The organism is Roseomonas rosulenta (assembly GCF_016106005.1).
Taxonomy (GTDB): domain Bacteria; phylum Pseudomonadota; class Alphaproteobacteria; order Acetobacterales; family Acetobacteraceae; genus Neoroseomonas; species Neoroseomonas rosulenta.
Map to the genome: position 1 here is coordinate 1 of NZ_JACADR010000078.1, position 17,264 is coordinate 17,264.

17 protein-coding genes are annotated in these 17,264 nt (G+C 70.4%); 7 read left to right on the plus strand and 10 right to left on the minus strand.

The genetic code is table 11. The features are described 5' to 3' along the window. From HW578_RS11750 to HW578_RS11765, 4 genes are all read right to left on the minus strand, one after another. The coding region (locus HW578_RS11750) for a hypothetical protein (protein WP_456308276.1) at nucleotides 1-276 on the minus strand (276 nt) is incomplete at its 3' end. Further along, nucleotides 273-1,175: a cation diffusion facilitator family transporter gene (locus HW578_RS11755; RefSeq protein WP_198370748.1), complete on the minus strand. Its 903-nt coding sequence runs from the start codon at nucleotides 1,173-1,175 to the stop codon at nucleotides 273-275. The genes HW578_RS11750 and HW578_RS11755, both read right to left, overlap by 4 nt. A gap of 23 nt (nucleotides 1,176-1,198) precedes the next feature. Next, nucleotides 1,199-4,693, minus strand: coding sequence for a methionine synthase (gene metH, locus HW578_RS11760; protein WP_198370749.1), 3,495 nt, complete (start codon nucleotides 4,691-4,693; stop codon nucleotides 1,199-1,201). A 12-nt stretch (nucleotides 4,694-4,705) separates the two neighbouring features. Further along, nucleotides 4,706-5,647 carry an ArsR/SmtB family transcription factor gene (locus tag HW578_RS11765; protein WP_198370750.1) on the minus strand — a complete coding sequence of 314 codons (942 nt, stop codon included), beginning with the start codon at nucleotides 5,645-5,647 and terminating at the stop codon, nucleotides 4,706-4,708. Nucleotides 5,648-5,693: 46 nt separating this feature from the next. Between HW578_RS11765 and HW578_RS11770 the strand changes: the two genes are divergently transcribed. Together HW578_RS11770 and HW578_RS11775 are read left to right on the plus strand one after the other, a co-directional pair. Next, complete coding sequence (locus tag HW578_RS11770) at nucleotides 5,694-6,068, plus strand: hypothetical protein (RefSeq protein ID WP_198370751.1); 375 nt, start codon at nucleotides 5,694-5,696, stop codon at nucleotides 6,066-6,068. An 84-nt stretch (nucleotides 6,069-6,152) separates the two neighbouring features. Continuing rightward, a complete protein-coding gene (locus tag HW578_RS11775; RefSeq protein ID WP_198370752.1) occupies nucleotides 6,153-6,572 on the plus strand; it encodes a nuclear transport factor 2 family protein in 420 nt (139 codons plus the stop codon). 19 nt (nucleotides 6,573-6,591) lie between these two features. On the opposite strand, the gene HW578_RS11780 is transcribed toward HW578_RS11775, so the two are convergent. The 6 genes from HW578_RS11780 to HW578_RS11805 form a co-directional block, all read right to left on the minus strand. Then, nucleotides 6,592-7,122, minus strand: a complete 531-nt coding sequence (locus HW578_RS11780) for a GNAT family N-acetyltransferase (protein WP_408906248.1) — start codon at nucleotides 7,120-7,122, stop codon at nucleotides 6,592-6,594. Next, entirely contained in the window at nucleotides 7,119-8,306 is a 1,188-nt protein-coding gene (locus HW578_RS11785) for an amidase (protein ID WP_198370753.1), read from the minus strand. Before HW578_RS11785 ends, HW578_RS11780 begins: the two co-directional genes overlap by 4 nt. Before the next feature lie 153 nt (nucleotides 8,307-8,459). Then, nucleotides 8,460-9,668 (minus strand): M20/M25/M40 family metallo-hydrolase, encoded by a 1,209-nt coding sequence (locus HW578_RS11790; protein ID WP_198370754.1) that lies wholly within the window; start codon nucleotides 9,666-9,668, stop codon nucleotides 8,460-8,462. A 254-nt stretch (nucleotides 9,669-9,922) separates the two neighbouring features. Further along, nucleotides 9,923-11,302 (minus strand): esterase-like activity of phytase family protein, encoded by a 1,380-nt coding sequence (locus tag HW578_RS11795; protein ID WP_198370755.1) that lies wholly within the window; start codon nucleotides 11,300-11,302, stop codon nucleotides 9,923-9,925. Nucleotides 11,303-11,393: 91 nt separating this feature from the next. Continuing rightward, nucleotides 11,394-11,549 (minus strand): hypothetical protein, encoded by a 156-nt coding sequence (locus HW578_RS11800; RefSeq protein WP_198370756.1) that lies wholly within the window; start codon nucleotides 11,547-11,549, stop codon nucleotides 11,394-11,396. A 108-nt stretch (nucleotides 11,550-11,657) separates the two neighbouring features. Continuing rightward, nucleotides 11,658-12,377 carry a GNAT family N-acetyltransferase gene (locus tag HW578_RS11805; RefSeq protein ID WP_198370757.1) on the minus strand — a complete coding sequence of 240 codons (720 nt, stop codon included), beginning with the start codon at nucleotides 12,375-12,377 and terminating at the stop codon, nucleotides 11,658-11,660. Between the two features lie 93 nt (nucleotides 12,378-12,470). Here HW578_RS11805 and HW578_RS11810 point away from each other — a divergent pair, with 93 nt between their 5' ends. From HW578_RS11810 to HW578_RS11830, 5 genes are all read left to right on the plus strand, one after another. Further along, nucleotides 12,471-13,295 carry a ferredoxin--NADP reductase gene (locus HW578_RS11810; protein WP_198370758.1) on the plus strand — a complete coding sequence of 275 codons (825 nt, stop codon included), beginning with the start codon at nucleotides 12,471-12,473 and terminating at the stop codon, nucleotides 13,293-13,295. 152 nt (nucleotides 13,296-13,447) lie between these two features. Then, nucleotides 13,448-14,563 carry a TRAP transporter substrate-binding protein gene (locus HW578_RS11815; protein WP_198370759.1) on the plus strand — a complete coding sequence of 372 codons (1,116 nt, stop codon included), beginning with the start codon at nucleotides 13,448-13,450 and terminating at the stop codon, nucleotides 14,561-14,563. 74 nt (nucleotides 14,564-14,637) lie between these two features. Continuing rightward, complete coding sequence (locus tag HW578_RS11820; RefSeq protein ID WP_232478901.1) at nucleotides 14,638-15,291, plus strand: TRAP transporter small permease subunit; 654 nt, start codon at nucleotides 14,638-14,640, stop codon at nucleotides 15,289-15,291. Between the two features lie 12 nt (nucleotides 15,292-15,303). After that, complete coding sequence (locus tag HW578_RS11825) at nucleotides 15,304-16,716, plus strand: TRAP transporter large permease (protein WP_198370760.1); 1,413 nt, start codon at nucleotides 15,304-15,306, stop codon at nucleotides 16,714-16,716. Between the two features lie 11 nt (nucleotides 16,717-16,727). Then, a partial coding sequence (locus HW578_RS11830) for a hypothetical protein (protein ID WP_198370761.1) occupies nucleotides 16,728-17,264 on the plus strand: 537 nt, incomplete at its 3' end.

Below are 17,264 nucleotides of genomic sequence, written 5' to 3' on the forward strand. Positions count from 1 at the left end.
GGCCGCGACCGGCGGCGGCGCAGACGGGGGCGCCGGCGGCTCGGGCGGCACGGGGTCCTCGCCCGGCGCGCCGGCGCCGCCGGGATCGATGATATCGGCGAAGACCAGCGCCACCGCGCCCTCCTCCTCCTCGCCGGGCTTGGGTTCCGCCGCGGGCCAGAGCAGCAGCGCCGCCAGCACCGCGCCATGCAGCGCGAGCGAGGCCAGCACGCCCGTCGCCAGCCACCCCGCCCGGCCCGGCGGCTTGCGCACCGGAATGCGGGGCGATGGCGTCACAGCACCGGCACGCCCTTGTGCTTCGCCTTGCCCTCGGGCTCGACATGGATGGTGATGACGGCGGTCTCGAGTTCCGCCTTCAGCGCGGCCTCGATGCGGTCGCAGATCTCGTGCGACTGCGCGACGCTCATCGCCCCCGGCACCACCAGGTGGAATTCCAGGAAGGTGAAGCGACCGGCGTGGCGGGATCGCAGGTCATGCGCCTCGATCGCGCCCTCCGCATGGTCGGCGACGATGCGGCGGATGCGATCCAGCGTCGCCGCCGGCACCGCCTCGTCCATAAGGCCACCGACCGATTCGCGCAGCAGGCGGAAGCCGGAGAACAGGATGTTCGCCGCCGTCAGCGCCGCCAGCAGCGGGTCGAGCCACAGGATGCCGGTCGCGACCACCAGCCCCACGCCCACGATCACGCCGGCCGAGGTCACCACATCCGACCACAAATGCCGCGCATCGGCGACCAGCGCGGGGGATCGCAGGGCGCGGCCGCGCTTCATCAGCAGCATGGCCCAGGCGGCATTGCCCGCCGAGGCCACGGCCGAGACCGCGAGGCCGAGTCCCGGCTGCTCCGGCGCGCGCGGCGCGGCCAGCGCACCCCAGGCCTGGTGCAGGATCAGCAGCGCGGCCACGATGATCAGCGCGCCTTCCAGCACCGCCGAGAAGTATTCCGCCTTCGCGTGGCCATAAGGGTGGTTGGCATCCGCCGGCAGCGAGGAGAATCGCACCGCCGCGAGCGCCGCCGCGGCGGCAGCGACGTTGACCACGCTCTCCAGCGCATCCGCGAACAGCGCGACGGACCCGGTGAGCCCCCAGGCCGCCGCCTTCAGCGCCAATACCACGATGGCCACCACGACGCTGCCGATCGCGAGCGTCGTGGCCTGGCCGGACCTGACTTCCACCATGGCGGGGGTTTACCCCCCCGGGCCTAGACCGAGAAGTACTTCGCGCGCGGATGATGCAGCACGATCGCGGAGGTGGATTGCTCCGGATGCAGTTGCCATTCGTCGCTGATCGAAACACCGATCCGTTCCGCATCCAGCAGGCGCAGCAGCGGCTCCTGGTCCTCGAGCTTCGGGCAGGCGGGGTAGCCGAAGGAATAGCGGCCGCCGCGATAACCCTGGCTCAGCATCTTCTCGATGTCGCGCTCATCCTGCGCGGCGAAGCCCCATTCGGCGCGGATCCGCTTGTGGGTGTATTCCGCCATGGCTTCCGCCATCTCGACCGACAGCCCGTGCAGGTAGAGGTAGTCCTGGTAGCGGTTCTCCTCGAACCACTCGCGCGCCAGGTCCGACGCCTTCTGCCCCACGGTGACCACCTGCAGGCCGATCACGTCGCGCTCGGCATCGTCGATGTCGCGCACGAAGTCGGCGATGCACTCGCCATCGGCCTTGGGCTGGCGCGGCATGTTGAAGCGCGCGACCTCGGTCGTGCCGTCCTGTTCGAACAGGATCAGGTCGTTGCCCTGCCCGGCGCATTTCCAGTAGCCGTAGATCGCCTGCGGCCTGAGGATCTTCTGCTCATCCGTCAGAGCGAGCATGCGCTTGAGGACCGGGCGCAGCTCCTGTTTTGCCCAGCCGAGGAAGTCGTCGAGCGACCGCCCGGCTTTCCGGAAGCCCCACTGGAACTGATAGAGGCTACGCTCGTTGATGAAGGGCACCAGCGCGCGCGGATCGGCCTCCATCACGCGTGCACCCCAGAAGGGCGGGACAGGCGGCGTGCTCTCGGCGGAGACGCGCCGGCGGCGCTCCTGCGCATAGGCGAGGTCGACGGGGGCGAAGCCACGCGGGTCGGCCTGGCCCAGCACGCGCTTCTCGTTCTTCGACTTGCCGGCGCGCTTCTGCTGCACGGCGGCGAGGTAGCCGTCGAAGTCGTTGCCCATCACCTTGTCCATCAGGTGCAGGCCGTCGAAGGCATCGCGCGCATAGACCACGCGCCCGCAGGCATAGGCCTTGACGCAATCATCCTCGACATAGTTGCGCGTGAGCGCGGCACCGCCCAGCAGCACCGGCAGGTCGATGCCCTGGCGCGACATCTCCTCGAGGTTCTCGCGCATCACCACGGTGGATTTCACGAGCAGCCCGCTCATGCCGATGGCATGCGCCTTGTGTTCGACCGCGGCTTCCACGATCTGCGACAGCGGCACCTTGATGCCGAGGTTGATCACCCGGTAGCCGTTGTTGGTGAGGATGATGTCGACCAGGTTCTTGCCGATGTCGTGCACGTCGCCCTTCACCGTGCCGAGCACGATGATGCCCTTCTCCTGGCCCTCGACGCGCTCCATGTGCGGCTCGAGGTAGGCGACGGCGGCCTTCATCGTCTCGGCCGATTGCAGCACGAAGGGCAGCTGCATCTTGCCCGCGCCGAACAGCTCGCCCACCACCTTCATCCCGTCCAGCAGGATGTCGTTGATGATCGACAGCGGCGCGATGCCCTTGGCCAGCGCGTCGGCCAGCTCGTCATCCAGCCCCTTGCGGTCGCCGTCGATGATGCGGTCCTTGAGCCGGCCCTCGACCGTCTCGGACTTCACCTTCGCCACGTTGTCGGCGGCCTTACGGCCGGCGAACATCTCCAGCACCTTCTGCAGCGGGTCGTAGCCTTCCTCGCGGCGGTCGAAGATCAGGTCCTCCATGACCTTCACTTCCTCGGCCGGGATCTTGTGCAGCGGCTTGATCTTGGAGACATGCACGATCGCCCCGGTCATGCCCGCCTTCACGGCATGATCGAGGAACACGCTGTTCAGCACGTGCCGCGCGGCCGGGTTCAGGCCGAAGGAGATGTTCGACAGGCCGAGGATGATCTGGATGTCCGGGAATTCCTCCCGGATCATGCGGATGCCCTCCAGCGTCCACTGCCCCAGCTTGCGGTCGTCCTCGTTGCCGGTGGCGATGGTGAAGGTCAGCGGGTCGATCATCAGGTCGGACTGCGGCAGGCCGTGCTTGTTGCAGGCGAAGTCCACCAGCCGGCGCGCGATGCGCAGCTTGTCCTCGGCGGTCTTCGCCATGCCGACTTCGTCGATGGTCAGCGCGATGACCGCGGCGCCGAACTTCTTCGCCAGCTTCATGCGGTCGGTCGCCGCGCCCTCGCCTTCCTCGAAGTTGATCGAGTTGATGATCGGCTTGCCGCCATGCAGCTTCAGCGCCTGCTCGATCACCGGCGTCTCGGTGGAATCGATCACCAGCGGGCTGTTCACGGAGGCGGTGAAGCGGGTGATGACCTCGCTCATCTCGCGCATCTCGTCGCGGCCGACGAAGGCGGTACAGATGTCCAGGCTGTTCGACCCTTCGGCCACCTGCTCGCGCCCGATCGCGAGGCAGCTGTCCCAGTCATGCACCTCCTGCGCCACGCGCCAGGCCTTGGAGCCATTCGCGTTGCAGCGCTCGCCGATCGAGAAGTAGGCATTCTCCTGCCGCAGCGCCGTCGCGGAATAGAGCGAGGCGACCGAGGGCACCCAGTGGAAGCGCCGGCGCACCGCCGCCGGGCGCGCGCGGGTCCCGCCGACCCGGCGCAGCATCGCATCGAGTGCCGAGATATGCGGCGTCGAGGTGCCGCAGCACCCGCCGATCAGGTTCACCCCATCCTCGGTGACGAAGCGCTCCATCCAGGTCGCCATTTCGTCGGCGCCGAGCGGGTAGTGCGTCCTGCCATCCACCAGCTCCGGCAGGCCGGCATTGGGCTGCACGCTGATCAGGCCCGGCCAGTTCTGCGACAGCCAGCGGACATGCTCGGCCATCTCCTGCGGGCCGGTCGCGCAGTTCAGCCCGATCAGCGGGACGTCGAGCGCATGCACGACGGCGGCGGCGGCGGCGATGTCGGGGCCGACCAGCAGCGTGCCGGTGGTCTCGACCGTCACCTGCACCAGCACCGGGATGTCGGACTTCGCCTCGGCGCGCGCGATCTTCGCGGCATTCACCGCGGCCTTGATGTAGAGCGTGTCCTGGTTGGTCTCGGTCAGCAGCGCATCGGCGCCGCCGGCGATCAGCCCGCGGCATTGCTCGACGAGCGCGGCCTCCAGCGCGTCGTAGGTGATGTGCCCCAGGCTCGGCAGCTTGGTGCCCGGCCCGATGTCGCCCACCACCCAGCGGTGGCGGCCATCGGCGAAGCCTTCGGAAGCCTCGCGCGCCAGTTCCACCGCGAGCTTGTTGATCTCGAAGGCGCGCGCCCCGAGCTCGAATTCCTCGAGCGTGATGGGCGACCCGCCGAAGGTGTTGGTCAGCACCATGTCGGCGCCGGATTCGTAGTAGCTGCGATGGATCTCGCGCACGATGTCGGGGCGCGAGAGATTCAGCACCTCGGTGCAGTTCTCCTTGTCCCAGTAGTCCTTCGCGACATCGAGCGTCATCGCCTGCACGCGCGCGCCCATGCCGCCGTCACAGAGCAGGACCTGGTCGCGAAGGGCGTCGAGCAGATGCGGTCGGGCCATCGGGGTGATCTTTCAGTGAGTCGGGACGGAAACGGGGCGGGTCATGCGCTCGGCGACCCAGACGCGGACGGGGAGCGCGGCCTCGACGGTGCTGGTGCGCGCCGGCACGCAGCCGGCGGCCCCCAGCCAGCCGGCGATGCCGGCATCGTCGAAGCCCGGCCAGCGATGCGCGAAGGCGCCGCCCAGCAATTCGGCGCGCCCATGCGGCGCGAGGTCGATCACCACCAGCACGCCGGAGGGCTTCAGCACACGCGCCGCCTCGGCCAGCGCGGCGGCCGGGTCCTCGGCATAGTGCAGCACCATCTGCAGCATGACGGCGTCGAAGGAGGCATCGCCGATCGGCAGGCGATACATGTCGGCCTGGCGGACGGCGATGTGCGACAGGCCGCGTTCGGCGAGGCGCGTGCGCGCGAGGGCAAGCATGTCGCGCGAGGCATCCACCCCCACGCCCTCGTCGATCCGCCCGGCGAGGCGTTCCAGCAGCCCGCCCGTGCCGCAGCCGATATCGAGCAGCCGTCCGATGCGCGGCGGCAGTGCCGCGTCCGTCGCCGCCTCGATCGCCGCCGCGGGCAGGCCGAGAGCGCGAAGCTCGTCCCAATCGGCGCCATGCCGGCGGAAGGATTCGGAGGCCGCGCGCGCACGCTCCGCCGCCAGGCGGGCCGCGGCACGGCGGTCGGCCGCCAGCAACGGGTCCTCCTCCGGCAGGCGGGCCAGGACCTGGCGCGCCAGGTCGGCATCGGGGGCCAGCTGGAACCAGGCATTGGCACCCTCGGGCGTGCGGACCAGCAGCCCGGCCTCGACCAGCAGCTTCAGGTGGCGTGACAGGCGCGGCTGGGACTGCCCCAGGATCGCGACCAGGTCGGACACGCACCAGGCGCCGCGCGCACAAAGTGCGAGCAGGCGCAGGCGGGTCGGCTCGGCCGCGGCGCGAAGTTCGGTGAGCAGGGCGTCCATGACGGGCTGGACATACTCATAAAGATATCCTTATGTCCAGCACATCATGGCCTGGTCGATCGACGCCCGCATTCCCGTGACGCTGCTGCCCGACGCCGCCGCCCTGCCCGGCGCGTTGGCGGCTGGCCGGCCGGCGGCGTTGCTGGCCGAGGGCGCTGTCCCGCGCCATGCCGCCGCACCGGCCACCGAGATCTTCGCGCCCGAGGCAGCGCAGCACCCCGCCGCCTGTGTCTGCTGTGCCGGGCGCAGCGCCGCGGCCCAGGCGCTCGACCGGCTGTTCCAGGACCGTGTGCGCGGGCGGATCGCGTGGTTCGACCGGGTGGTGGTGCTGGCCGCCACGCCGGAAGGCCGCGCCGAATTGGCGCAGGCGCTGGCGCAGGACCCGCTGACCACCGCCCGCTTCCGTCGCGCACCCGAATAGTCCCCCACGCCGACGGGGGCCCTGTCATGCTGCGCTCGGTCACAGGAGCGTCAATCCTGGACCATCCGGAAAGGGAGACAGGGCATGGCGTCCATAACCGAGACCGCGATGGCGTTCTTCGAGGCCTGCGAAGCCGGCAAGGGCTGGGCCGCCTGCGCCGCCCACTGCCACCCCGAGGCCGGCTTCGACGCGCAGGCCGAACCCCTGGCCGACACGCGCACCCTGCGCGACTACTGCGAGTGGATGAAGGGGCTGATGGGCTTCATGCCGGACGGTCGCTACACGCTGAAGTCCTTCGCCACCGACGTGGCGCGCGGCTGCGTGGTGGCCGTCGCCACCTTCCACGGTACGCATACCGACCCGGGCGGCCCGATGGCCCCGACCGGCCGGCACACGGATACAGACTACGTCTATGCGATGCAGTTCGAGGATGGCCGCATCCGGCACATGACCAAGGTCTGGAATGCCGGCTGGGCGATGCGCGAACTCGGCTGGACAGCCTGAGCGGCGCGCTGCGCGCTGTTCAGCCTGGGGGCAGGGTCCGCTCCCCCTCCCCCAGCGCGCGCTGCATCGTCACCACGTCCACCCAGCGGCCGAACTTCATCCCCGCCGCCTTCAGCACGCCCGCCTGGCGGAAGCCGAGCGAGATATGCAGCCCGATCGACCCGACATTCTCGGAATCGCCGATCACCGCAATCATCTGCCGCAGCCCCTTCGCCTCGGCCCGCGCGATGAGTTCCGCCACCAGCGACTTGCCCACGCCCTGGCCGCGGATGTCGTCGCGGACATAGACGGAATCCTCGGCGGTGAAGCGATAGGCGGACCGCTCGCGGAAGGGTGCGAAATAGCCGTAGCCGAGCACCTGCCCGGCCTCGTCCTCGGCGACCAGCCAGGCGAAGCCGGCGGCCTGCACCTTCGCCATGCGGGCGGCCATCTCCACCTCGGCCGGCGGGTCTTCCTCGAAGGTGCCGGTGCCGTGCAGCACGTGATGGGCATAGATGGCGGTGATCGCCGGCAGGTCGGCCGGGGTCGCGTCACGCACGCGCAGGGTCATGCCGGCAGCCCCGCCGCGGAGGCCACGCGCTCGGCCAGCGCCAGCAGCGCACGGTCGCGCCCCGGCCCCGCCACCAGGGAAAGGCCAACCGGCGCGCCACCGACGGTCCCGGCCGGGATCGTCACCTCAGGCAGGCCGCAGAGCCCGGCGATCGCCGTCACGCCCATGGTCCTCTCCCGCACCCCGTTCTGCTCGGCCTGGGTGGCGGTGAGCAGCGGCGCCGGGCCGGGCGAGGTCGGGTAGACCATCACCGCGCCCCCGCCCAGCAGCCCCCACAGCCGCGCCTGCGCCGCGCGGCGAAAGGCGCGCCCTGCGGCCGCCTTGGCCGGGTCCATCGCCTTCGCCGCGGCGAAGCGTTCCTTCACGCCGGGGCCGAAGGCGGGGTCGGTCGCTTCGATCCAGGGGCCGAGGCTGGTCCAGGCCTCGACCGCCTGGGCGCAGCGGAAGGATTCGTAGAAGGTGTCGAGACCCTCGGGCGCCACCTGCACCGGCAGCGCCGCGCCCAGCACCGATTCCACCGCGCCGAAGGCATCCGCGAGCGCTGCGGCCGTGGCCGGTTCGGCGTTGACCCAGGGTTCCTGCACCTTCAGCAGCGGCCCGAGTGCGCCATCGGCCACAGGCGCCAGCAGCACCTCGCCCGCGCGCCGCAGGATCGAGGCACGCGCCGCGAACCACCCCGCCGTGTCATAGGCCGGCCCCAGCGGGCAGGCCCCGGTCAGGCTGACCGCCCCCCAGGACGGGCGGATACCGAAGATCCCGCAATACGACGCCGGGATGCGCACGGACCCGCCGGTGTCCGAGCCCATGGCGATGTCGCACAGCCCCGCCGCCACCGCCGCGGCGGACCCGCAGGACGACCCGCCGGGAAAGCGGTCCGGTGCCGCCGGGTTCACCGGCGTGCCGTGCCAGACATTCTCGCCCGTCAGGCCATAGGCGAGTTCGACGGTCTTGGTCTTGCCGACCAGCCGCGCCCCGGCATCGAGCAGCGCCGTCACCACCGCGGCATCCTGGGTCGCGGGCGGATGCGTGCGCGCCCAGTCCGGGTTGCCATAGCCGGTCACGTCGCCGACGGTGTCATAGAGGTCCTTGACCGCGAAGGTCAGCCCGGCCAGCGGGCCCTCGGCCGCGCCGGCGCGCTCGCGGCGCGGTCCTGGCACGAAGGCGCCCACGCGATCCTCGGTCATGCACGTCCCTCCACTGGCACGGTGCGGCATCCGAGGCGGATGGCCGCGCCGCGAATCATCGCGCCGCGGACGGCAGGCGCGGGCTGCCCGGGGCGTGCCGCGAAACTGGCGCAGCAGCGGCGACGTGACAACCTGCCGCGCCGCCGCGCGCCGTCACAGCGTCGCCAGCGCCACCGCGAGCCGGCAGCCGCGCTCGTATTCCGGCAGGTCCACGTATTCCTTGATGGTGTGGATCTCGTACTGCCCGGCACCGATGGTCACCGACGGCACGCCGTGCTTGCCGGCAATCCAGTTGGCATCGAGGCCGCCGTTGGAGAACACCAGCACGGGTTCCATGCCGAGCGATTCGACGGCGCGCTTCGCGTGGCTCACCACCGGGCCGTCCTCGGCAAGCCGGAAGGGCGGGTAGGACGGGGTGTGGGTGAAGGTGACCTCCGCGGTCGCGCCGTCCGACGCCTTCACCGCGCCCTTCGCGGTCTCGAAGGCAGCGCGGAAGCCCTCGGTGATCGCGGCGGCGAAGGCGGCCTCGGGGCTGCGCGCCTCGCCCACCAGCACCGCGAGGTCGGTGACCACGTTGGTGGCGTCGCCCGCCGGCTGGCCGGGCTTGCCACCGAAGATGCCGACATTGCTGGTGCCGTGGCCATCATTCTTCACCACCTTGCCGAACCAGCCGGCCTTGTGGGCCTCGGCCAGCGCGATGGCACCGACCAGCGTGGCGGAGATGCCCTTCTCCGGCGCGACGCCGGCATGCGACGCGCGGCCCTTGATCTCGGCGCGCCAGTTCTCCTGCCCGACCGCGCCGATGATGAGCTCGTTGGCGAGGCGCCCATCCACGTTGAAGCCCATCTCGGCGCCGAGCAGGTCGGCCGCGACCAGTTCGCGCGCGCCGTGCAGGCCGCTTTCCTCGCGCACGGTGAACAGCAGGGTGATGGGCGGGTGCGGCAGGTCATGGCGGATCAGCGTCTCGGCCAGGCTGACCAGCAGCGCGCAGCCGGTGCGGTTGTCCCCGCCCAGCGCGGTGGTGCCGTCCGAGACGATGCGTTCGCCCTCGCGCCGCGGCTTGGCGCCGGCGCACAGCGGCACGGTGTCGAGGTGCGTCGAGAACAGCAGCCGCTTGCCGGGACGCGTGCCGGGCAGGTCCACGATCAGGTTGCCGGTCTCGGTGGGCAGCGGGATGCGCTGGTTGGCGGTGTCGTAGCGAATGGCGGAGTCGGGCACGCCGATCGCCTTCAGGTCATCCACGATGGCCGCAGCGATCGCCGCCTCGTGCCCGGTCACGCCCTCCACGGCCAGGTAGCGCATCAGGCGGTCGGTGGCAGCGGCGGCGTCGAGCTTGCTGGCCGGGGCGTTCGGCTGGGACATGCGGCGGTTCCTTCCCTCGGGTCTGCGCGCGGTCACGGCCGCCGCGCCAGGACCGGGGCGGGGTGGCCGCTCCTTGCGCGGTGGAGCGAGCATAGCCTGCCCGCGCCTGGCCGTCCGCAGCAGGGCGTCCGCCGGCTTGGCCCTGCATCCGCCAGGCGGATCGCGCCACCGGCGGGGCAGCCCCCGCAGCGCCCCTGAGGAGGCCGGCGCCTGCCCGCCCCCGACCGGGGAAAGGACAGGCGCCCGGCGGTGCGTCAGCGCGCGCGCAGCAGTTCCGGCACGCGCAGCAGGATCACCTCGTTGTCGTCCGCCCGCGTCAGGTGGCGGCCGGCACTGAAGGGCAGGTTGTTGTCGTTGGCGACGATGATGTGGTCGGCATCGACCATCGCCACGTCCTCGATGGTGAAGAACGGGAAGGCGAAGCGATCGTTCGGCGCGCCCTGCGGCCGGTCGCCGCGCTGGCGCGCCAGGTTGTTCGGGTCGCGGATCGCCATCAGGTCGATATGGCCGATCTTGCGCACGAAGCCTTCCGCATCCGTCGCGCCCAGGTCGATCAGGTAGATCCGCTTGAAACGCGCCGGGTTCAGGAAGCAGGGGCGCTCCGCGGTGCTCTGCGTGCCTTGCGCGCAGGCGAGGCCCGGATCGCCTTCCCCGTTGTCGCGCTCGATCACCAGGGCGCGGCGGTCGTCGATCATGTTGAAGTCGCCGATCGCTGTCGCACCCTCCTCCAGGCGGTAGCGCAGCACGCGCCCGGTCCAGGCGGCGCGTGCCGTGTCGAATTCCAGCACGCGCAGGAAGCGGCCCTCGGGCTGGTCGGAATTGGGCGCGAAGAGCGGCTGCTCGAGCATCGCGTACAGACGCGACCCGTCGGGCGAGGCCGCCACGCCCTCATAGCCGCCCGACCGGCGGACGCGGTACGGCACGCCCTGGGTGGGGGAAGCCGGGACCAGGAAGGCCGGATGGTCGGGCGAGCGCAGCGGCTGGCCGTCCATCATGGTCTCGACCACGCGCAGCACGCGGCCCTGCCCATCGACATGCAGCAGGAAGGGGCCGAATTCCTCGCCGATCCAGAAGCTGCCATCGGGCATCGGCTGGATCGATTCCAGGTCGAAGTCGGCGCCGGTCAGGAAGCGCGTCGGCGAGGGATCGGTGGTGATGTGGAAGGGCACCACGCGGTTCGGGTCGGACAGGAAGATGGTCTGCAGCACCGCCACCTGGCCGGTCGCGAAGTCGGGGCGGATCTTGTGGAACATCAGCAGCGCGTCGGGGCTGTTGCGGCGGTTGCCGAAGCCGTTGTCGGTCAGCACCCACCAGGCACCCGGCTCGCCGCGCACCGGCGCGATGCCGGAGAAGCCCTGCAGCGGCTGGCCACGGAAGGGCAGCGAGATGCCGGTCGGGCGGCTGCCATAGGCCGGGCCGGTATCGCCCGGGGCGCTGCCCACCTGTTCGTTGCGCAGATTGCCCGCGCCGGTGAAGCGGCCGGAGACGGCGAAGCCGGGCGGCGCGCCCTCGGGCGGGGCGATGAAGGTCGCGGCCGGCAGGATGGCGTGGCCGGCGAGCGTGGCCTCGAAGCGCTGGTCGGCCAGCGCCGGCGTGGCGGCGAGAATGGCGGCGGCGAGCAGGAAGCGTCGCATGGAACCCCCGGTGGTTGCGGACGGGGGCTCCCCTAAGGGCCGCGCGTTGCGGCGGCGTGACAGGCGTGTTGCGGCGCGGCGAAGATGCCCCTCAGGTCAGGCCGAGCAGCGCCGCCTTGGTGGTGAGCGCGGCGAGCGTGGCCGCCGCCACCGCCGGGCCGATGCCGAAGCGGTGCGACGCCGCGAAGGCGATGACGCCGAGGATCAGCCCCCAGCTCGCGATCTCGCTGAAATTCACGTCCGGCATGGTGTCCTCCCGCGCATGCGGTTCATGTCCGCCATGTCATCCTGCCGCCATGCCGCGCGTAAATCCAGGACTTCCGCGGCCCTGCCTGCGGCGCGGGCGTGCCGGGCGTCAGCCGCGCAGCTCCGCGAGGCCGCGTTTCGGGCGTCCATCGGCGCCGAAATTCGCATCCGACAGCCAGGCCAGGATGGCGTCGCGGCGCGCGGGCCATTCCTCGGCCAGGATGGAGAACCAGGCCGTGCTGCGCACCCGCCCCTTCACCACCAGCATGTCGCGCAGCGTGCCTTCATAGGTGAAGCCCAGCCGCGCGGCGGCGCGGCGCGAAGGCATGTTGAGCGCGTTGCACTTCCAGGTCAGGCGGCGGTAGCCGAGCTCGTCCATCGCATGGCGCATCAGCAGGAACATGGCCTCGGTCGCGGCCCGGGTGCGCTGCATGCGCGGCGAGAACCAGATGTTGCCGATCTCGATATGCGCATGCGCCGGGTGGATCTCCATCAGCGTCAGCCAGCCATCCGCGGTGCCGGTGGCGTGCGGGCGCACCGCCCAGGCCATGGGGTCGTGGGTGGCGGCGAAGGCGGCGACATGCGCGCGCATCGCGGCCTCGGTCGCGAACGGGCCATAGGCGAGGTAGGCCCAGGAGGCCTCGCCCGGCTGGCCCTGCGCGGCGCGGAACAGCTCCGGCGCGTGGCGCACATGCAGCGGCTCGAGGTCCACCGCGGCGCCGCGATGCGGCACGCGCGCGGGCAGCGGCCGCGGCGTGGCATCCACCACGGGGCCGACGGGGGGATCGGTGGCGGGGTCGACGGGCACGCCGTCTGGCAGGTCGGTCATGGGCGGCAGGAGAGACCGCGGCTTGCGCGAGCGCAAGGACCGCGCGCTTTCCTGTTGCGAAGGCTGCCGCAGCGCAGCACAAGTCTCGCCGCCATGAACGACGCCATCCTCCCCGCCCCCCGGCCCCCCTCCGGGCCCGCTATCCCCGCCGCCTATTTCGGCGAGCGCGTCACCTGGGTGCACCACTGGACCGAGCGGCTGTTTTCCTTCCGCTGCACGCGCGATCCGGCCTTCCGCTTCCGCGCCGGGGAATTCGCCATGATCGGGCTGATGGCCGACGGCAAGCCGCTGGTGCGCGCCTATTCCATGGCGAGCCCGACCTGGGACGAGGAGCTGGAATTCCTCTCGATCAAGGTACAGCACGGGCCGCTGACCTCGCGCCTGCAGCACGTGGCGGTGGGCGATGTCGTGCTGATCGGGCGCAAGCCGACCGGCACGCTCGTGACCGACAACCTGCGCCCGGGCCGCACCCTGTGGCTGCTCGCGACCGGCACCGGCCTCGCCCCCTTCCTGTCGCTGGCGCGCGAACCCGATGTCTACGAGCGCTTCGAGAAGGTGGTGGTCGCGCATACCGTGCGCGAGGTGCGCGAGCTCGCGCATCGCGAGCTGTTCGAGCGCGACCTGCCGGATCATGAGCTCCTCGGCGAGATCGTCGCCGGAAAGCTGCTGTACTACCCCTCGGTCACGCGCGAGCCGTTCCGCACCCAGGGCCGCATCACCACGCTAATCGAGACCGGGCGGATCTTCGCCGATCTTGGCCTGCCGCCGCTCGACCCCGCGAATGACCGCGTGATGCTGTGTGGGTCGGAGGCGATGAACCGCGATTGCAAGGCGATGCTCGAAGCCCGCGGCTTCGAGGAAGGCGCCAACAACGCGCCGGGGACCTACGTGGTCGAAAAGGCTTTCGTTACGAAGTAGCAGCGCCCGCGCGGGCGGACAAAAATCGCAGCGGCTGCACGAATCGCGCAACTGTGTGATTGCGCGTGCCATCCGGGTCGAATAATGGACTTGCAGTCACAACAAATGTCGGATCGCGCATGAAGCTGCGACCGGCTGTCCGGGAGGACTGCATGACCAAGGACAAGGCGCCTGCACGCCGTGGATTCCTGAAGGCCGCCGCCGCGGGCGGCGCCGCCGCCGCCGTACTGGCGGCGCCCGGTGTCAGCCGTGCGCAGACCGTGACCTGGCGCTTCCAGTCCACCTGGCCGCAGCGCGACATCTTCCATGAATTCGCCGGCGACTTCGTCAGCCGCGTGAACGCCATGGCCGGCGGCCGGCTGCGCATGGAACTGCTGGCCGCCGGCGCGGTCGTCGGCGCCTTCCAGCTGATCGACGCGGTCTCCGCCGGCACGCTCGATGGCGGGCATGGCGTCTCCGCTTATTGGTTCGGCAAGAACAAGGCCTTCAGCCTGTTCGGCACGCCTCCGGCTTGGTTCTACGACGCCAATTCCTACCTCGCCTGGTTCTACTACGGCGGCGGCGACGCCCTGTACAACGAGCTGATTGGCCAGATCCTGCGCGTCAACGTGGTCGGCTTCCAGACCGGGCCGATGCCGACCCAGCCGCTCGGCTGGTTCAAGAACGCGGTCACCAATGCCGAGCAGATGCGCGGCCTGAAGTACCGCACCGTCGGCCTCGCCACCGATCTGTTCAACGCCATGGGCGCGGCGGTGACCGCGCTGCCGGGCGGGGAGATCGTGCCCGCGCTGGAACGCGGCGTGATCGACGGCGCGGAGTTCAACAACCCGTCCTCGGACCGCGTGCTCGGCTTCCCGGACGTGGCCAAGAACTACATGATCCAGTCCTACCACCAGAACACCGAGACCTTCGAGGTCCTGTTCAACAAGGCGAAGTTCGACGCCCTGCCGGCCGAGCTAAAGGCGGTGATCCGCCACGCCGCGGAAGCCGCCTCGGCCGACATGTCGTGGAAGCAGCAGCTGCGCTACCCGAACGACCTGCTCGAGATGGCGCAGCGCCAGGGTGTGAACGTGCAGGTCACGCCGCGCCCGGTGCTCGAAGCCCAGCTGCGCGCCTGGGACGGGGTGATCCGCAGCCTGGAATCCGATCCCTTCTTCAAGAAGGTGACGGACAGCCAGCGCGAGTGGTGCCGCCGCGTGAGCGCCTTCTACCTGCGCTACCAGGCGAGCCCCGCACTCGCCTACAACCACTTCTTCGCGCGCGGCTGAACCACGCGGCGGATGGCAGCGCCCGCCCCGGGAGGACCGGGGCGGGCGTTCGCGCGACAAGGGGGGGTGTCCGGATGGGTCTGCAATCCGTCCTGCTCGGGATCGACCGGCTCAGCGCCTTCGTGGGCAAGGCCTTCGCCTGGTGCATCATCGGGCTGACCGGCGTTGTCGTGTACGAGATCGTCATGCGCTACGCGTTCCGGGCGCCGACGTCATGGGCCTATGACGTCTCCTACATGCTCTACGGCGCGCTGTTCATGATGGCGGGCGCCTATGCGCTGTCGCGCAACGGGCATGTGCGTGGGGACTTCCTGTACCGGAACTTCCGTCCGGCGAACCAGGCGCGGCTCGACCTCGTGCTGTATGTGCTGTTCTTCTTCCCGGCGATCTTCGCCTTCATGATCTCGGGCTGGAACTTTGCCCACATCTCGTTCCTGCAGAACGAGCGCTCGATGTTCAGCCCGACCGGCCCGGTGATCTGGCCGTTCAAGTTCCTGATCCCGATCGTGGGCGTGCTGCTGCTGCTGCAGGGCGTGGTCGAGGTGGTGCGCTGCATCCGCTGCATCCGCACCGGCGCCTGGCCCGAGCGCCTGTCTGATGTCGAGGAGCTCGAGCAGAAGATCCTCGCCGCCGCGGCCGAGCGCGACCCCGAGGAGCTGGCGCGCGAGATGGCGCGCACCGGCCATATCCCGGGCGAACGCGCCGGCGACGAACACACCGGCCGATAGGACCAGGCTGAGATGACCGACGGCGCGCTGGGGCTCACGCAGCTCTTCCTGTTCCTGTTCTTCATCATGCTGGGCTTCCCGATCGCTTTCACGCTGATGGCGATGGGGCTATTCTTCGGCTACCTCGGCATGCAGGAGCGCATCTTCGACCTGCTGGTGCAGCGCACCTACGCGGTGATGTCGAACGACGTGCTCATCAGCGTGCCGCTCTTCGTGCTGATGGGCTACATCATCGAGCGCGCGAACATCCTCGACCGGCTGTTCCGCTCGCTGCAGATGGCTTCCGGCAACATTCCCGGCTCGCTTGCGGTGGCCACGCTCGCGACCTGCGCGCTGTTCGCGACCGCGACCGGCATCGTCGGCGCCGTGGTCACGCTGATGGGGCTGCTGGCATTTCCCGCCATGCTGCGCGCGGGCTACGACGTGAAGCTCGCGGCCGGCGTGGTCTGCGCGGGCGGGTGCCTCGGCATCCTCATCCCGCCCTCGATCATGCTGATCCTGTTCGGCGCCACCGCCGGCGTGTCGGTGGTGCAGCTCTACGCCGCGGCCTTCATCCCGGGCGTCATGCTGGCCGGTCTGTACATCCTGTATGCGATCGGCATCGCCATCGTGAAGCCCTCGGTCGCACCCCGATTGCCGCCCGAGGAAGTGAACGTCCCCTTCCGCACGATCCTGGTCTCGCTCTTCACCTCCTTCCTGCCGCTCGCCTCGCTGATCGGCGTGGTATTGGGCTCGATCCTGATGGGCCTCGCCACACCGTCGGAGGCGGCGGCGATGGGCTCGCTCGGCTCCATCCTGCTCGCCATCGTCTATCGGTCCTTCACCTGGGCGAAGCTGCGCGAGAGCGTGTACCTGACGGCCCGCACCTCGGCGATGGTGTGCTGGCTCTTCGTGGGCAGCGCGATCTTCTCCTCGGTGTTCGGCTACCTCGGCGGGCAGGAGCTGGTGGAGCAGTTCTTCAAGTCGCTGCCGCTCAACACGCTGACCTTCATGCTGCTGGCGCAGGCGCTGATCTTCGTGCTCGGCTGGCCGCTCGAATGGACCGAGATCATCGTCATCTTCGTGCCGATCTTCCTGCCGCTGCTGGACGATTTCGGCGTGGACCCGCTGTTCTTCGGCGTGCTGGTCGCGCTCAACCTGCAGACCAGCTTCCTCTCCCCGCCGGTTGCGATGGCCGCCTTCTACCTCAAGGGCGTCGCACCCAAGCACGTTCGGCTCGAGGACATCTTCAAGGGCTGCATGCCCTTCATCTACATCGTCATCTTCACCATGGTCTGCGTCTACGTCTTCCCCGAGATCGTGACCTGGCTGCCCTCCTACCTTTACGACGTGCCGCAGACTGGCGGGTCGGGGGCGGATGTACTCGCGCCCCCCTCGGGCGGATTCCAGGTGGATGACGAGCCGCAACTGCCCTCGTTGAACTGAGGCGCGCACGCATGGACCACGAGGCGCGCCGCATCCTCGCCGCCGCGATCGTCGAGGCGATCGAGACCGGCAACCCGATCGCCCCGCTCCCCGCCGGGCGCGGCCCCGCCGACGCGGCGACGGGCGAGGCGATCGCCGAGGAGGTGCTGGACACGCTGGGCCTCGCCCCCTGCGGGCTGCGCTGCGTCCTCGCGCCCGAGGGCGAACTGCTGCTCGGTCCGATGCTCGACTCACGGCTGCTGCGCGACGGCGCGGCGCTCCCGCTCGCGATACTGCGCCAGGCGCGCGTCAGCGCGGCGGCGATCGGCGTGCTGGGCGAGGCGCTCGACCCGGATGCCGAAGGGCAGCCGGTGCTCGCCGCCATCCACCCCGCGCTCGACATCGCCATCAGCCGCTTCCGCGACGGCGCGGCGACCCCCGGGGAGGAGGCGGCCGACCTCGGCGGCCTCGGCTTCGTCGTGGCGGGGCGGCGCGGCGCGCTGCCCGATGGCGCGATCGCGGTCTCCTGCGCGGCGGAACCGCGGCGGGACCCGGAGAGCACACGTCCG